Annotated in this window: 13 protein-coding genes and 1 pseudogene; 7 read left to right on the top strand and 7 right to left on the bottom strand. The window is 34.5% G+C overall.

The genetic code is table 11. From position 1 onward, the window contains the following. Window positions 1–48 precede the first annotated feature (48 nt). Together yjcZ and V7266_RS07540 are read left to right on the top strand one after the other, a co-directional pair. Entirely contained in the window at window positions 49–186 is a 138-nt protein-coding gene (gene yjcZ, locus V7266_RS07545; protein ID WP_335467170.1) for a sporulation protein YjcZ, read from the top strand. Window positions 187–774: 588 nt separating this feature from the next. Continuing rightward, on the top strand, window positions 775–984 hold the full coding sequence (locus V7266_RS07540) for a hypothetical protein (RefSeq protein WP_335467169.1): 210 nt from the start codon (window positions 775–777) through the stop codon (window positions 982–984). Window positions 985–1284: 300 nt separating this feature from the next. Here V7266_RS07540 and V7266_RS07535 read toward each other — a convergent pair whose 3' ends face one another. The 3 genes from V7266_RS07535 to V7266_RS07525 form a co-directional block, all read right to left on the bottom strand. Continuing rightward, complete coding sequence (locus V7266_RS07535; protein WP_335467167.1) at window positions 1285–1557, bottom strand: HU family DNA-binding protein; 273 nt, start codon at window positions 1555–1557, stop codon at window positions 1285–1287. A gap of 112 nt (window positions 1558–1669) precedes the next feature. Next, the gene (locus V7266_RS07530; RefSeq protein WP_335467165.1) at window positions 1670–1888 is read right to left on the bottom strand and encodes a hypothetical protein; all 219 of its coding nucleotides are present in this window, start codon (window positions 1886–1888) and stop codon (window positions 1670–1672) included. Between the two features lie 462 nt (window positions 1889–2350). After that, a complete protein-coding gene (locus V7266_RS07525) occupies window positions 2351–2458 on the bottom strand; it encodes a YgjP-like metallopeptidase domain-containing protein (RefSeq protein ID WP_335467163.1) in 108 nt (35 codons plus the stop codon). 603 nt (window positions 2459–3061) lie between these two features. Here V7266_RS07525 and V7266_RS07520 point away from each other — a divergent pair. From V7266_RS07520 to V7266_RS07510, 3 genes are read left to right on the top strand one after another with little or no spacing between them, the layout of a single operon-like run. Beyond that, window positions 3062–3799, top strand: a complete 738-nt coding sequence (locus V7266_RS07520; RefSeq protein ID WP_335467161.1) for a hypothetical protein — start codon at window positions 3062–3064, stop codon at window positions 3797–3799. A 19-nt stretch (window positions 3800–3818) separates the two neighbouring features. Then, a complete protein-coding gene (locus V7266_RS07515; protein WP_335467159.1) occupies window positions 3819–5630 on the top strand; it encodes a hypothetical protein in 1812 nt (603 codons plus the stop codon). Beyond that, window positions 5627–6319 carry a hypothetical protein gene (locus V7266_RS07510; protein ID WP_335467157.1) on the top strand — a complete coding sequence of 231 codons (693 nt, stop codon included), beginning with the start codon at window positions 5627–5629 and terminating at the stop codon, window positions 6317–6319. Before V7266_RS07515 ends, V7266_RS07510 begins: the two co-directional genes overlap by 4 nt. Before the next feature lie 222 nt (window positions 6320–6541). Here V7266_RS07510 and V7266_RS07505 read toward each other — a convergent pair whose 3' ends face one another. The 4 genes and pseudogenes from V7266_RS07505 to V7266_RS07490 all read right to left on the bottom strand — a co-directional run bounded on the left by V7266_RS07505 (window position 6542) and on the right by V7266_RS07490 (window position 10877). Further along, window positions 6542–7375 carry an SPL family radical SAM protein gene (locus tag V7266_RS07505; RefSeq protein WP_335467155.1) on the bottom strand — a complete coding sequence of 278 codons (834 nt, stop codon included), beginning with the start codon at window positions 7373–7375 and terminating at the stop codon, window positions 6542–6544. A gap of 786 nt (window positions 7376–8161) precedes the next feature. Next, window positions 8162–8281, bottom strand: a pseudogene (locus tag V7266_RS07500) (radical SAM protein); the annotation flags it as partial. A gap of 393 nt (window positions 8282–8674) precedes the next feature. Further along, window positions 8675–9829, bottom strand: a complete 1155-nt coding sequence (locus V7266_RS07495) for a DUF4317 domain-containing protein (RefSeq protein WP_335467153.1) — start codon at window positions 9827–9829, stop codon at window positions 8675–8677. A gap of 142 nt (window positions 9830–9971) precedes the next feature. Continuing rightward, window positions 9972–10877 (bottom strand): metal ABC transporter substrate-binding protein, encoded by a 906-nt coding sequence (locus V7266_RS07490; protein WP_335467171.1) that lies wholly within the window; start codon window positions 10875–10877, stop codon window positions 9972–9974. Between the two features lie 264 nt (window positions 10878–11141). Between V7266_RS07490 and V7266_RS07485 the strand changes: the two genes are divergently transcribed. Further along, entirely contained in the window at window positions 11142–12146 is a 1005-nt protein-coding gene (locus tag V7266_RS07485; RefSeq protein WP_335467151.1) for a permease, read from the top strand. 15 nt (window positions 12147–12161) lie between these two features. Then, a complete protein-coding gene (locus V7266_RS07480; RefSeq protein WP_335467149.1) occupies window positions 12162–13085 on the top strand; it encodes a TIGR03943 family putative permease subunit in 924 nt (307 codons plus the stop codon). Window positions 13086–13116: the final 31 nt, after the last annotated feature.

Below are 13116 nucleotides of genomic sequence, written 5' to 3'. Positions count from 1 at the left end.
TAGTGTAGAGAGTTTTTTCTCTAATCTTCCAAAAGGGGGTGAAAAGATATGTGGGGATCATATGGAGGCGGTTACGGCTACGGTAGTGGCTATGGCGGCGGCTATGGCGGCGGCAGCAGTTTTGTATTAATCGTTGTATTGTTCGTTCTGCTTATCATTGTTGGTACTACTCTTGTTCACATCTAACTTGTTCAGACCGAAAGTGTTATAGTAAATTTACAAAAAAAAGACGACTCTAACATTCAAGAAATTGAATATGAGTTGCCTTTTTTATTTTAGATATTTTTTCTCTGAATTCATAATTGGTATAAAAAGTTAAAAAGGAGTGCCAAAATTAAAAATTTTAGTAGCGAAGCTTCTTTAGATTCAATCAACAGGCAAGTTTAACACAGCCTTATCGGACCTTTTTTTGATTATCAATATCAGCATTGTTTAAAATAAAGTCGATTTTCTTAGCATAGGAAAAATCGGTTTTTTTTGATGTCGAAATTTGCTTAGCGTATGTTTTGCGTGTTTTGTTGGTAGGCCCCCTACTATCAGCGGGTTAGTCCTCATTTGCTGTAACAAAAAGCCCTGTTAGCCAATGCTACAGGGTTAAATTATGTTCTTTTTGGGTGAAAGCGGGTTTTCTAATGATTTTATTTTGCCGCCAAAGGAAAGAGCGTTTATTTTCCAACCCTAAAATAAAAGGCTGCTTGTTAGGAGTTATTGCAGCTGCTTTAATAATTTTGGTTGCGGGTTCCTGGTATTCCAGATTCAATCTATAAAGGGGAATTGATTCAGGAGAAAAGCGAAAAAGCATTAGCTGTTAAGGAATTGAAAGAATACAAGCTTAATAAGGAATCTAGCGTTAAAAATGGAGCTTCCCTTTTCTTAAAAGCGTTTTTGGAATCAGAACCAGGGGAGAAACAAACAACAGAGGAAAAAATTAAGCCCTATGCTTCACAGAAAGCCCAAGAACAAGTCAAAATAGGGAGCACTTAATTTTCTTGAGTAATTATTGTTTTTGAAAAAAATATTTAATATTTGGCTAAGAATAATACTCAGTCTTTTTCTTATAGTACCTCACTTAATTATAGGAAAGTACTGTATGCAGAAACTAATAAGCCACAAAGCACACGATAATTGTACGATACAATTCAGGATGGTTCATCGGTAATATATTTACATTTATGGGATGTTTATAGGATTTTCGTTTTTGCTAAAACTTATTAAATTAGAAAAAAGCCATAGAATTCTCCGTGGCCTTGTATCTCATCGCACCTAACAATGTAATTTATGTAATTATTTCACAGCATCTTTAAGCACTTTACCTGGTTTAAAAACAGGTATCTTGCTAGCAGCGATTTCGATTTCCTCACCTGTTTGTGAGTTGCGGCCTTTACGGGCTGCTCGTTCACGAACTTCAAAGTTGCCAAACCCGATTAATTGAACCTTATCACCATTTTTCAAAGCATCTGAAATTGCATCAAAAACAGTATCAACTGCTTTACCAGCATCCTTTTTTGAAATCTCGCTAGCTTCAGCTACTGCATTAATAAGTTCCGTTTTGTTCATCTATTATCCTCCTCACAGAAATTCTCTAAAATTTTAGTTCTTCCTTTATTATTAATTCTGTAAAGGTGTACAAAAAACCTTCATTAACCAACGGCCGGATTTATAGCTTGTTTTAGACCACCTCTTTTTCATGTAGAACACTTACAAAACGAATTAAAGAAGTATTGATCCTGTACTCCCCTTTTTCTCCTTTTGCAATATAGTACTTACTATGTCCGATCTTTTCTAATATCTCATTTACAACCTCTTCTTTTTTAACATATGCTGCTTTTATTATTTTCTCTCGTTTAATATCATTCTCTAAGGTAAAACAAACAACAAATTCTTTCAAACTAATTCTCTCCTATTCTTATTCTTAATCTCTACCTCAAGGTTATGTTAATCACTTCACATAAATCTATATCTTTAAAACCAACATTTATATCAGTCTTGTTTTTTCACAGACATTAAAATTGAAAAAAGCATCCATAAAGATAAAAAGAGGGAAATCATTCCGGTAATTTTTGATATGAAGACATGCTTGCTGTCGATAAACATTTCGTAAATACTAAAGAGAAAGCATAAAACCATATATATAAAATCGTTCAAAGAAATTTTAATCATTATCACTCCTTACACGTATAGTTCTTCGTAAAAAATCTTGTTTTTAAAAGGGTGGGAAATAAGTTTTTTACCGATACGTTTAGAATTCATAACAAAAAGATGAAACCCATTTACTAAAAAGTATTTGCCTTACTGATTGGAATAAAAGGAGATTTTACAAGCAAAAAAAAGGCCCTTCGATCGGAAAGGCTTACCACTCTCTTCCTATTTCTTCATCCAAAATCGCCTTCCTCTTTTCCCAATCAGGCATAAGGGAATAGAGCAAATTATAGAAGCCATCACTGTGTTGATTGTGCAAGATTTATAAAAAGAGAACACCTGAAAGGCATCCTCAAAAACAAATAACTGTATTTGGCAATAAAAAATGCTGTAAATGGCAGTATGTCTTTTATAGATGTAAAAAAATCAAAATACGCAAGTAATGGATAAGAACTTACATATTTTAGGATCACTCATAATCTATCCATTCGCCATGAGGATCATCATTGTTTATTTCATCATAGCAACTTTCACAAACATTAGGATAAGGATCATACTCGTTTTTTGTTTCATTACCGCAAAATTTGCACTCCATTTTTTATTTCTCCTTTCTTTGTACAGAATAAGTCAATTATAAACAAAAAGACCACCGAGCAGGGGGCATACCAAAACTATAATGATACTATGCACAAAGAACAACTACGCATTCTTCAAAGCAGAATTTCAATTTGTATTGAAAAGATGAACACTTGGCTTGGTATTAGCGAAATAGAAATAATGCAAAAAGTACAGAAGCATCTGCATGAAACAGTAACAGAGGCTGAATTAAGTTTTAAAACATTTTTAAAAGAGTTAGAAAAGATAAAAAATTCCATTTACGATTAATACTTTTAAAGTTTTCATAGAAAGGTCGGGGTTAGCGTTGGCATTAAAAGTAATGGATACACCTTTAGTCCCCTTCATTTTAAGGAAGGGTGGATTGTTTACATATGATGAGGTTTTGCAGGTTAGAGATGGGTATGGTTTCAGCTCAAAGTCGACTCATATAAGTGCTTTTAAAACCTTGTTTAAATATTTTGAAACAAAAGAGATAGAAACACCAACGCAAGCTTGGTTGTTGTATGAAAATGAACAGAAACAAGTGGATAAAGAGGTAGATGTTTTTCTTACACTCCATCCATTTGCCAGCAATCATAAAGTCTTTGAAACGTATTTAATCATGCTTATGGCTTGTTCTAGGATTCCAAAAGATAGAGATTTTATTAGTGACCTCTTTATTCATGATAATAACCAATGGAAAAATCATGGGATTATTAAGGCTTTGATGGAAGATTACTATAACCTAACAAAACCTGACGGTTTTCCTAAACTTGATGAACTAATTAATACAACAAACCGAAAGTTTCTTTTTTCTCTGAATGCTTTTTATAAAATCAATGATTTGACGGAGGAAACTATAGTAAAGGAATTCTTAAACGCCGTATCAGCTGATACCCACAGAAAAACGGGGGTGTTTAAGAGAAAAAACCCATATCATAAACATGATATTTTAGAATTTATAGATAAGATATACCCGGTATTAGTAAAAATTGGAGCGAAGGAACATAAAGATAATATATTTCATTTTCTCCGTTCACTTATTTTTCCGCTCAAAAATTAAAGAGCTTGACGGTACAGAGATGCAAACTGTAATTTATCAATTCATCGAAAGTAACATAATTACAATTAATGGTAAAGAAGAACTTCAAAAGAATTTAGATTACCTACGGAGAATCATTAAAAATTGGTGCGATCTCTCTCTTGTTGCTTTGGATGATGGAGTAGAAAAGATTGCAGATATTACTGCTCATCATCGAGATTTATGGCTTCAAGAAAAAAACGAGGTAGACGGTAAGATTTTATTAATTTACGTACCTACGGTTTTTAAGTTTTTTAACAAAGATATACTTGGCGAAAACAGTCCTTATTATTACGATATTTCAATTTTTAGCACTAAATGGAGTCCGAATATTGGGAAAGATACTAATCATACCCCTCTTCAAGGTGCCGCCTTCGGTCAGGTTATTTCTGCAATAGCTCATAAGATTAATCAAACAAGAGAAAAAGGTTTTGTTCAAGGGGAATTAAACGAAGTAACATTCGGTAAAAGTCTCCAATCCATGGAAACTCAAAAATTTTTATATGAATTTTTCATATATAGGTTGATTTGGTTTGTGCTACTAACTGGAAGAAGACTGACAGAAATTCGAAATTTGAAATTGGCAAGAGTGAAGAATTCCCTTTCCGCAGATGAAAAATATGTATTTATCAGAACTGTAAAGGGAAATTATGATAAAAAAGAAGTATTTGAGAGAGGTCAACAATCCGAAGAAGGAATTTTTGTATTCGATTATATACACATTGATGTTTTTAATGAAGTAATTAAAGGAGCAGAACTTATATATAAAGGTACTGGGGTGCCTATCAAGGATCAATACCTATTTCCAAGCACAAGAAGAAATTATGGAGCAATTAGTGCTGAATCTATTCGAAGTTATTTTATTGAATTACAAAAAGAATACGATATTGTGCATGGCTCCCCTGTCGATTTTAAAAACAAATTAATGTACCAGAGCTCACCCGAATGGGAAAAGTTATTAGGAAAACCTTTGTTCACTCCGCATCACTTACGTCATGCTTTTATTCATACAATTCACTCTAATGCAAATTTACCTTTAGTACAAATAGTTATGAATATCGGTCACCGAAATAACAAATCCATAGGGGCTTACACAAAAATTATGGCAGACGTATTTCAGGTATTCAAAACTTTAGAGAACGAAGGCCATATTGGTGCCGCAAGAGAGCTCGTGAGTGCCTTTTACGATGAAACGAAGGGAATTGAAGGCAGCAATGCGTATGTTGTATTAAGAAACTTCCTTGACTACCTAAACGAATTCAAAGTTGAGACTCCTCTAAAATCAATTAACACTGAAGCAAACCGATTTACGGAAGTTGACAGCGATTGTGTCACAACCATTTCTTGTGGTGATACTGGAATGGGGTGTCTTAGATGCAATGATTTTAGAACTGGTCGAATGACCTTCATGGCTTTATTTAGTGTTAGTACTATTTTTGATAAGGAATTTCGAAATATTGATGCGTTAATTGACCAGATTAACAAACGCAAAAAAGAAATTTTAAAGATAAATCGTAAAAATGATAAGCGTTTTGAAGTAATTAAAAATCTTTTTGAACCACTCATGGAACGGTTTAAAGGTTTTATTGAAGCAAGGCAAATAACCTTATTATCCAAGGAAACTGGTTTCGGTTTAACCGAAAAAGAGGCTGATGAAATGATAAATAAAATTTGTAAAAGAGCAAGAAAGCTAAATTTACACGATGACATTGTAAAATATATAAAACTGTCTAGAAAAGCTGGTATGTTTAGAGAAATTGATTTCACTTTGTACCGCACGGCAGCGAATAGAGAGGTGTTTAAGGCTCTATGAACAAAAATGAATTGTTAAGATACAAGAAGATAGAAGCTATTAAAACTGCTATAAAAGAAATGGCAGCAGTTGGTGCCCTTTCTTTTCCAAAGCAAGAAATTGCAAAAAAGACGGAAACTCTTTTTAAAAGCCAAGGCGATCCAGACTATATTGTTGATTATAGACTTCTTTCAACAAAATTTTATAAAGAAAATTTGGATATATGGATTAAAGATGAAGTTGGTAGAAACAATCCTAATTTAGAAGCAGCTCAAAAAGAAGCTAACAAAGCAAAAAAGGAGAATGTAAAGAAAAAGTACAAGGAACTTGAAAAAAAGGCCTTTAAAATTATTGATATGATTCTTAAAGGTAAAATAAAGGTAGATAAATTTACAAGAAAGTTCTTGATCGATGAAATTAACAAACAAGTGAATAATCCCAAATATGAGAGATCCTACGGGCCAACAACCTTTTCGGACGAAAAATATGTGCAAATCTTCCACGATGCCCATGCTAGATTGATCGGAAAAGTTTCAACAGAGGACGCTGGCGAGTCCCAAAAGATTATAACTGCTTTAGAACATAGCAAACTTAAAGAAGAATTCAAACGCTTGAAGTGGAAAAACAAAGCTTTAATTAAAAAATGTTTGTTGTTGCTGAAGGAGACGAAGAATTACTTTCCGAAAATGACATCTTGTATTCCAAATTGATGTTAACTCGCTTAGACCCAAAGCTTTTGGAAAGTTACTTACCCCTACTGCTACAACTCATTAAGGGTCAAAAGGAAGTGAATGCCTATAACCTAGTGAAGAGAATTATTGAAACGTGTCAAAAAACAAAAAGGCAGGAACTAATTTAATACTACTTGGAGAACGTTTATATGTGGCCGTATTAACTGTATAAAAAATAAAAAGCTTGAGGAATCAAGCTTTTTATTTTGGAAAAGCTTCATTTTTTGAAATGCGTATTATGTCACCAGGAAAATATTTTTCAAAATGCCTTTCCACTAATTGATGCAGGTCTTTACGATACCACTTAGATAATCCATGTTCCTGAAATAACAAAGGCATTCCCAATCTCACAGAACGCTTTCCCATCGCTCCATCACCAATGCTAAGCGTATCAATCCAGATATGATCCACTATCCCTTCCAAAACTTTTGGAAAGTCTGGTGTAAAAGGTAAAACTGGAGAAATTGAAGCTTGGGTGGATATTCCTGCATCGTGAATTTCCTCTAAGGCTTTTAACCGCAATTTAATCCCAGGTGCATAAGGAGCAAATATTTGCTTTATATCTTCCCTATCTGTTTCAATCGTTATTGATACAAGAACATTACATTTTTCTTTTAACCTCACTAACAAATCAATATCTCTTGTAATAAGTGGTCCTCGTGTTTGAATTTGAAGAAAATCAGGCGGATTTTCAATCATTTCTTCTAATATCCCTCTTGTAATGTTCGCTTTACGTTCAATTGCTTGATATGGATCTGTTGCGGAGGACATAAATATATTCACAAGCTTGTTTCTTTCTCTTAGTTTGGTGATCTCTTTTCGGTAATTTTCTGCTGCATTTCTCTTTATATCCAACCAATTTCCCCAGGGAATATCTTTAAACTTTTGGATGGGCATCTCTCTCACATAGCAATAGCTACACGAGAAAATACAACCACTGTAGGGGTTTAATGAATGCGTGAACCCAACATCCAAATAACCTCTTGCTTCAGTAAGAATCTTTTTTGAAAAAATTTCTTTAATTTCACCCACCACAGCTATCGCTCCTTTCCCTGAATTTTCGTAAAGGCTCCCATAAAGATTCTTGATATAAGTAATTTATTAATTAAATTATTTTTTCTATAAACGCTTTACCAACCCTATTATAGCCTTTTCTTATCTACAACCACTCATAATTGATTCTTCTCATTTCCTTAACTGTAATTTTATAAATTAGTTAATTCAAAATCCCTCTTAATTCTGTATATTTTCCTACAGTCTCTTTCTTAATAAAGGTCCTCCTTTATAGAGGAAAAATAATAGCTTGCCACCATCTAATATGGTGAGATTATTTCTTTTGTTCCCACTATACGTTGAATAGACATCCTACTCATCCTACTATATTGTAACTCCATGTTTTATAGAAGAGTACCTATATTCAGCCTGAATAAAATTTAACTTTGGGAATGGGAATATTTAAAGTTTTGATTTTTGAATCCTTAGATCCTAAAACGGAACCATTATATTAGCCACCACGCTTTAAAGGGTAGCGTATTTTTTTGATAAAAAAACTAGAGGAAACAAATTTTTTATGTCATTTTTAGTGGTTTTGAACAAGTTTTATTATATACCTAGTAGCGAAATTACTCCTGGTTTTATAGGTGGCGAAAAAATTGAACTAAATACAAACAATTTACTTTTATAGAGCTTCGATATTCCTTTTGATATTAAATAAAAACCCAAGCCTTACGGCTTTCGAGCCCCTTTATTCACAACGAAAATTGAAGTAAAGGGTGGCGAATTCGATTTTCAATTTAAATAGCCAATGAATCTTTGCCTTTACTTGCAAGAGAATGCGCAGCCGCTATACGGGTTTAAAGGATGTGTAAATCCAACATCTAAATAACCTTTTGCTTCCGTAAGGATTTTTTTTGCAAGTGTTTCCCTTGTTTCCATCTCCATCTCCATCTCCATCGCTCCTCTCATACAACCAAGTTTAACTGAGCTTTACCTTAAAACAAGGCTGTGTTAATCTTGAATGTTGATTTCCGCTCCAGGCGGCTTCGCTTTCCGCGGGCGTGCCGGGGATTCTCCTCGGCGTTTAGCACCTACGGGGGCTCCCCTGTCCCGTACTCCCGCAGGACATTGATTTTACATCCTCGAATCTGCTCACGCACGAAGGAAATGCGTTAGCATTTTCGAGGAGTCTTCGCCGCCTTACGCTCCAATCAACATTGTCCCAAAATCAACAGTAACCTTTAACACAGCCTAAAACAAAAAAGTTGGCCCCTATGATTGTAGAGAAACCAACTAATTCATTTTGAAATCATTCCAGGAACCTGTCCTATAAAATGATTAAAGCGTTCTTGTTTCCAGTTTAAATCCTTCGACAACTACGTCTTCATCAATCTCGATTAATAGGCACCGTTTCCCATTGTAAGTAATATATTGAATGTTTTTCAATTCGGTCGGGTCGATGGATAGATCCGCGACCTTTGTATTGATCTTAATGGATTTTGGAAGAACATTGGTCGCTTTGATTTCATAATTGGCATCATCAACAACACTTTTAAAAGCATGTTCAACTTTGGCCGTGTCCACATCATCAACACCGCTGACCTCTAAGATGCGTTCGATATCGCGCGAATCCAACATAGGAGCCTCAACTTCTTCACTCTCTGCATTCTCCTGAACGATCTTATCGATTTCCTCATAGACATTGGAAATGACTTTGGAATCCACTTCATCTCCCATAACGATTTTTAAAATTTGTTCGAAGCTGTCTTTATCTTCCTCAGCCGTTATAATTTCCTCACAGTTGAGAACCTCTTCAATAAAGGAAGCACTTGGCTGGTTCCCGCCATGGTAGAGAATATGGTTGACATCAGCTGAATTTTCATTAAAGGCAGGAAACAAAAAGCCTGTTAATGGAGAAGTTAAATTGATAATCGGATCGACAGCGTGATTCGGTTTAAATTCTTTCTCAATATAATCAAACAGCAAAGCTTTCTTTGGCTGATCGGTTTTATTGAGACTGCACAGAATAAATTCGCTGGAATAAACCTCATCATCCCCGCCTTCTTCGGAATCCGCATTCCTTTTCTTACTTGGCTTTTGGTATTCTCCACGGATAAATGTGACGACAGTATCAAATTCATACACTGCATGAGCAAACATTTTTTCAACGATTTTCAGCATGTATTCTTGCCATTCGTCCGGAGAATCGGTCTGTATGCCGTCGAACAGAATCATTTGTGTGCTATCTTCCACATCACGCTGGAATTTCAGCTCAAATAGTTTCGCATCCAGTTGACCTGTTAAAACCTTTTTAAAGTTGGTTAAAAATAATTCCTGTGCTTCCTGTTCTAACATTTGGAACGGCTGGCTAATTTGATGATAGATCTCACCTGATTCTTTCTTTACATAAACGTTAAAAATTTCTCGGATTTTTAAAAGATAATTGTCTAATTTAAACTGCTTTCGAATATTAGCAATGTCGTTTTTATTCATCATCTCATCTCCCATTCCTGATTATACTGTTCAAAGAAAAAAATAGTAATACTTGATATTTATTAATTATACTAAGGAATAAAAAAAGGGCTATTCAAAAGGTCTATGAATCACGACACTTTTAAACAACCCGAATAGACTACTAATCTAGCAAAGAACGTTTTAATGACTCTAGATTATTTTTCATTACATCAAGATAGTCTAATCCCTTTGCTTGTTCTTTTTTCGTTAATCCTTCTAATGGATTTAACACTTCCGTCTTAGCGCCGATTTCTTTTGCTAAAGTATCAGCCACTTTCGAAGAGGTCAGCTCCTCGAAATAGATAATCTTTACATTTTTTTTCTTCGTTAAATCCGTTAATTCAGCTAATTTACCTAAGGTTGGTTCAACATCTGGTGATAAGCCGGCAATCGGAATTTGCGTTAAGCCATATTGTTTTGCTAGATAACCAAAGGCGGCATGCTGTGTGACAAATTCTTTTTCCTTGGCTTTATCAACGGTGTCTTTATACATGGAATCCAAACTGGCAAGCTCCGAATTTAAGGCTGCTGCATTTTTTTGATACTGGTCTTTATTTTTTGGATCTGCCTGTTCTAATGCGTTAGCGATAGTGTTAACTTCTTTCTGAGCTAACACAGGAGAAAGCCACACATGAGGGTCTTTAGAAGACGTTTGTTCAGAATGCTGATGATCCTCTTCCTCTGAAGCGATGGCATCCATCAATTTAATTCCCTTTGAAGCCTCGACTACTTTTAAATCGGGATCATTGATACTCTTAAATACCTTTTCAGTCCAGGTTTCAAAATACCTGCTATTGTAGATAAACAAATCTGAATCTTGAATTTTAGCCATATCCTTTGCAGTTGGCTCCCAATCGTGAGGTTCTACGCCATTTGGAATTAATAATTCAACGTTTGCGGAACTGCCTGCCACCTTTTGAGCAAAATAATACATTGGATAAAAAGTAGTGACAATTTGCAGTTTTTTAGATCCTTCACTCGTTTTTTCACTTTTTGTTGAAGCTGCGTTTGAACAGCCACTTACCATTAATAGAAAAATAATTAATGGGCTTAAAAGTTTTTTCACGATTCATGTACCTCCAAAGTTATGATTAATTAGGAATTATTACGATTTAAAATGAATAATTATTTGGTATTATTAAAGATTATTAGATATTAACTAATCGTAATTGTTACGAATTACATCATATAACGATTAATTATTTCTGTCAAATGAAAATTATTTAATGAAATGAAATCAGGATTCTAGCATATCTATATCAGTAGGAATGATAGATTAGGAGGACAATTTATGGTTACCTTTATAAATAAAATAATGAAAGATAGTCTTGTGTTTCTATTATTTTGTTTATTTCTGTTTCTCTTTCTTTTTGCAGAAGAAGTAAAAAATACCTCTTTTTTTAGTAGAATCCCTAGTACATTTTTTAATGTAAATACCATTTTTCTTAGTATTATTTTAGAAGCGATTCCCTTTATTTTACTGGGCGTATTTGTATCAGCCATTATTCAATCATTTGTATCGGAAAACGTAATTCGAAGGGTTTTGCCTCGAAATGCCTATTTAGCCCTTATTCCCGCTGCTTTACTTGGAATTGTCTTTCCTATCTGTGAGTGTGCTATCGTTCCTGTAGTTCGCAGGTTAATCAAAAAAGGCATGCCTTCGCATGTAGGGGTTGTGTTTATGCTAAGTGCTCCAATCTTAAACCCTGTTGTTTATGCTTCTACTTATTTTGCATTTAAAAGTACACCCTATATAGCCAATGCCAGAATGTTTGTTGGATTTATTAGTTCAATTATGATTGGCTTAATCATTTACCGACGTTTTAAAGGGGAAAACATTTTAAAAACAAAGAAGGTGGAGCATCACCATGAACACCATCACCAAAGAGGAAATAAACTTTTAGAAACACTCTATCATGCAAGTGATGAATTATTTGATACAGGTAAATATTTAATTTTAGGTGCTTTCCTTGCAAGTCTATTTCAGGCGTTCTTAGACCGTAATGTTCTCTTATCCATTGGGACAAGCACTACTTTTGCACCCGGGGTTATGATGGGACTAGCCTACGTCCTTTCCGTGTGTTCTTCTGCAGATGCATTTGTGGCCTCATCATTCAGTTCTACCTTTACGGAGGGCTCCATCCTTGCCTTTCTAGTCTTTGGACCCATGATTGATATAAAAAACACTTTCATGTTATTCGGATATTTTAAGAAAAATTTTGTGCTATTATTGCTTATGGTAACGCCGCTTGTCGTTTATTTTTCCGTCTATCTCTTTCAGCTTTTTTTTATATAAAAGGAGTGACCAATGATGAATTCACGTCGAGCTCACGATTCTTCTTTTCACCATCTTCTCAGAGGAATCATTTTAATAGGATTTATGTTGCTGTTATTTAAATTACTTCTAACGAATAATATCTCCCTTTTGATTGCTCCAAAAATGACCCATTTTATTTACTTTACTCTCTTTGTTTGTTTAATTCTTGGTGTTCTTTTAATCATTAGAGGAACTTCAGGTAAGGATGATTCTTATCATTGTGATTGTGACGGGGACCACTCCTACCCTGCCTCGTTTAGTAAGGGTCTGTTTCTTTATTTATTGTTTATCCTACCTATCACAACAGGATTTCTTTTCTCGAACAATGTTCTTGACAGCTCCGTTGCCATGAACAGAACGATTAAACTTGGCGCAAGTTCTCAAGCAGCTAATCAAAAAAATCCTGCAAAAAACAATTCTAAATCAAACTCCTCTTCTGTTTCAAGTAAAACTAATTCTTCCAACCCGAAAAGTGTCCTTGATAATCAACCAGAGCCTCTAACCCAATCAGAATATAATACATTAAAGGAAAAATTATTAAAGGCTCAAAGGATAAATATTGACGATGTCCAATATGTGAATATAATGAACATCATTCAGGATAATTTAAAAAATATGATTGGAAAAACCGTAACCACAAAGGGTTTTGTGTATCGGGAAAAAGGGTTTATGCAGAACCAAATGATTGTGGCTCGTTTTGGGATCACCTGTTGTGTGGCAGACGCTTCCGTATATGGGATGATGGTAAATGGCGATGTAGCGGTCTTACCGAAGGATAAATGGGTACAAGTAACAGGGAAGATTGAGGAAACCCAATATAATGGCGAGGATATTCCTGTTTTAAAAGTTGACCAGCTTTTAAAAATTACTGCCCCGAAGCAGCCATATGTATTTGATGTGGGTATAAAAATTGAGTAGTTCTTATGATGAAATTATAAAGGGACTGATT

This window comes from Neobacillus drentensis (assembly GCF_036965645.1).
GTDB lineage: Bacteria > Bacillota > Bacilli > Bacillales > Cytobacillaceae > Neobacillus > Neobacillus drentensis_D.
Note: the sequence above shows the minus strand (reverse complement) of the source record. Positions and strands in the feature narration are given on the sequence as shown.

What these genes read in the sequence shown, in the direction of transcription:
- yjcZ (WP_335467170.1), top strand. Translation starts at nt 49, where the DNA reads ATGTGGGGATCATATGGAGGCGGTTACGGCTACGGTAGTGGCTATGGC.
- V7266_RS07535 (WP_335467167.1), bottom strand. Translation starts at nt 1,557, where the DNA reads ATGAACAAAACGGAACTTATTAATGCAGTAGCTGAAGCTAGCGAGATT.
- V7266_RS07515 (WP_335467159.1), top strand. Translation starts at nt 3,819, where the DNA reads ATGCAAACTGTAATTTATCAATTCATCGAAAGTAACATAATTACAATT.
- V7266_RS07510 (WP_335467157.1), top strand. Translation starts at nt 5,627, where the DNA reads ATGAACAAAAATGAATTGTTAAGATACAAGAAGATAGAAGCTATTAAA.
- V7266_RS07495 (WP_335467153.1), bottom strand. Translation starts at nt 9,829, where the DNA reads ATGAATAAAAACGACATTGCTAATATTCGAAAGCAGTTTAAATTAGAC.
- V7266_RS07490 (WP_335467171.1), bottom strand. Translation starts at nt 10,877, where the DNA reads ATGGTAAGTGGCTGTTCAAACGCAGCTTCAACAAAAAGTGAAAAAACG.
- V7266_RS07485 (WP_335467151.1), top strand. Translation starts at nt 11,142, where the DNA reads ATGGTTACCTTTATAAATAAAATAATGAAAGATAGTCTTGTGTTTCTA.
- V7266_RS07480 (WP_335467149.1), top strand. Translation starts at nt 12,162, where the DNA reads ATGAATTCACGTCGAGCTCACGATTCTTCTTTTCACCATCTTCTCAGA.